The organism is Intestinibacter sp., from assembly GCF_022780145.1.
In the GTDB taxonomy this organism is placed as follows: Bacteria; Bacillota; Clostridia; order Peptostreptococcales; family Peptostreptococcaceae; genus Intestinibacter.
In genome coordinates this window covers 1-2336 of sequence record NZ_JALEXO010000228.1, presented here as the reverse complement: position 1 = coordinate 2336, position 2336 = coordinate 1, and the positions used below count along the sequence as shown (strand labels likewise).

2 protein-coding genes and 1 pseudogene are annotated in these 2336 nt (G+C 28.2%); all 3 read right to left on the bottom strand.

The window, feature by feature from the left end; translation table 11 throughout:
• A pseudogene (locus MR593_RS08635) lies at positions 1-237 on the bottom strand (DNA recombination protein RmuC); the annotation flags it as partial.
• 166 nt (positions 238-403) lie between these two features.
• Positions 404-949: a ribosome hibernation-promoting factor, HPF/YfiA family gene (hpf, locus tag MR593_RS08630; protein WP_290691917.1), complete on the bottom strand. Its 546-nt coding sequence runs from the start codon at positions 947-949 to the stop codon at positions 404-406.
• A gap of 320 nt (positions 950-1269) precedes the next feature.
• Positions 1270-2283, bottom strand: coding sequence for a sensor histidine kinase (locus tag MR593_RS08625; RefSeq protein WP_290691915.1), 1014 nt, complete (start codon positions 2281-2283; stop codon positions 1270-1272).
• Positions 2284-2336: the final 53 nt, after the last annotated feature.

The window sequence follows — 2336 nt, the reverse complement described above, 5'->3', positions numbered from 1 at the left end:
TATAGAAGAACTTAATTTTTCAATAGAACCTCCTATTTCTGTTCTATTTGATTGCTCGTTTTTTCTAGATTCTTCTCTATTTATTGTCAATTCTTCTCTAAGTGTCTTCTCTACTGAAATCAACTTCTGATCCATATTTCTTTGGATAGGATCCATATCAACACCTTTAGGTTTAATTGTTACATAAATATCTACAACCAATAATATTACAATCACAATCAATAAAGCTTCTACCATTTTAGCTACTCCTTTCCTTTTATTTACAGTATTATATTTTAACATTAACATAAAATCTATACTATTTTAATATACTAAATTTAATCTTAACTTAAAAAAGCTATCGATAATTTCTTATCGATAGCTTGTAATACTCAAACTTTCATTAATTTATATAGCAAGACTACTATTCATGTTCAATTAATCCATAACCGCCATTTTCACGTTTATAAACTGTTGAAATTTCGTCTGTGTCTATGTTTCTAAACATATAGAAATCATGTCCTATTAATTCCATTTGTAATACAGCTTCTTCTGCGCTCATTGGTTTCATATCGAATTTTTTACGTCTTTCAATAACTATATCGAATTCACCACTTTGTTCTTCCTTAGCGTCAGTTTCAATATTTTGGAATCTAATACTTTCTTGTCCTTTAGCTTGATATTTTCCTTTTAATTTGTTTTTGTATCTTCTTAATTGTTTATTAAGTTTATCATAAACAACGTCAATTGCTGCGTATAGGTTTTCTTCACTATCTTCAGCTCTTATTATAGGTCCATTTATAGGGATGATTGTCACTTCTATTTTTTGTTTTGCTTTTCTAGCACTTACAGTAACCTTTACTTCTGTGTCTTCGTGAAGATAACGGTCTAATTTACCTAATTTGTCTTCTACAGCCCCTTTGATACCATCTGTAAGCTCTATTTTCTTTCCTGTTATTAATATTTTCATAAGAACAGCTCCCTTCACTACGTAAAGTTCATAGGTTCATATTTATGTACTTCACTATTATGATAAATTTTTTATGTTTTATATTATATTCTCCATTCGTTTTAAATATCCTTTTAATTTTTAATTTTTTTTTAATATATTTTTCAATATAAATTTGTACGATAAAACATTTTGTCTAAATGTGAATTAAATTGTACACAAACCCTGTGTATAATGTGGATAACTTTGTTGATAAGTCTATAAATACCTATTTTGCAACGTTCTATCAAATTGATATATTCACAGCACATATGTTTTTCTGTGGTTAACATTTTATATTTTCATCCAATTTCAGTATCTTCTTTGTATAAATTAGTCTTTGGGAAAACAATAGTAACTCGTGTGAATTTTTTATATACAGATTCTATATCTATACTTAAATTCAAGCGGTCGCATAGCTTCTTGCAGAGATATAGACCGATTCCCGTAGAGTATTCTTTATTTCTATCAGTTCCAGTAAATCCATAATCGAATACTCTAGGCAAATCACAATCTCTTATCCCCTGTCCATTATCTTCAATGACCAGGACAATTTTATTTTTTTTATTTAAGCTGTATATTTTAATCAACTTATCCTCTTTATCCATATATTTTATAGAATTTTGTAAAATCTGACCTATTATAAATACTAACCATTTTTCATCTGTATAAACACAATTCTGTAAATTATCTATATCTAAGCATATTCTATTTTGCATTAAATTCTCTCTGTAATCCATGATGACTGTATGAACTAGATCCTCCAAGCTTATTTTCCTTATAAAGTAATCCTTCTCGACACTATCGCTTCTAGCGTAAAACAGCATTTGCTCTACAAAATTATTAATTTTGTTTACTTGACTTTTTATATTCATATCCTGTCTGTTGTCACACAATAATGAAATCGCCGATATCGGAGTTTTGATTTCATGTACAAAGCTCTCTATGTAATCATGGTAGTCTCTTATATCGCTTTCTAAATCGACAATTTTATCATTCATAGATTTACAAGCCTTTTTCAAAGCATAGTAGTATGCCTTGTTCTTGAAATTTTTAGGCTTTTTCAAAATCTCCGCTATTAAATATTTTTCCTCTAGGTTATCTACTATAGATATTATCTCATCGTACTCCTTCTTTTTCATTGAGTATGAAACAAAAAGATACACCATCATGCCTAATATCCAAATCACATCTAAGATTACAACTGCTTCAATAGGAAGTTCAAATAATTTAAAATATATAGATATCAAAAAAATCACAGAAACCTGAAATATCACAAACCAAATTCTCTCTTCAATATAATCTATAAACTTCATATACTATAACCCCTACCTCTTACAGTTTTTATAAAATCCTTAAGTCCTATATC